This window comes from Undibacterium sp. RuTC16W, assembly GCF_049339445.1.
In the GTDB taxonomy this organism is placed as follows: Bacteria; Pseudomonadota; Gammaproteobacteria; order Burkholderiales; family Burkholderiaceae_D; genus Undibacterium.
On the sequence record NZ_JBMPPE010000039.1, the window covers coordinates 1 to 468 of the forward strand.

Sequence of the window (468 nt, forward strand, 5' to 3'; positions counted from 1 at the left end):
TTCCACACTCCCCAACCGGGGGAGCAAGTCCTGGTCAACTCCTCATCGAAGAGCAACAGGCATCAGTAAGTGTCTTGTTGTCTCAAATGGGAACTGGATTAGACTCATCCTCCGGCACATATTAGCTTGGCAGCTCATAAGTTCCCCACTTAACTGACTCTTGCCCTGAGAATCCCTAGATTTAGAAAAAGTAAAGACAAAATAATCTTTAAGAAAGAATATTGGAAATATAAAACCATAAAAAGCTTACCGATTAAAAGATCTAAATCGAAATGGATGATCAGATGGACCAATTTAAAGACAGTGAGTTTCACCTCAAAACTGAAGACACTTGCCTTGATACTCACCTTAACAATCCCCTACACAATTTAGGGGTTCAGCAAGCAATAGATGATCAGAAGCTGCGAGTGAAAGACAACTGGGGGTTTAACCGAAAAGCCCTTTGGTTCGAGATGCGGAAACTATGTC

1 protein-coding gene is annotated in these 468 nt (G+C 41.7%); it reads left to right on the forward strand.

Annotated elements, in window-relative coordinates:
* Positions 1–284: 284 nt before the first annotated feature.
* Positions 285–468: hypothetical protein (locus ACO0K4_RS19465; RefSeq protein ID WP_422958331.1), on the forward strand; the 184-nt coding region annotated here is incomplete at its 3' end.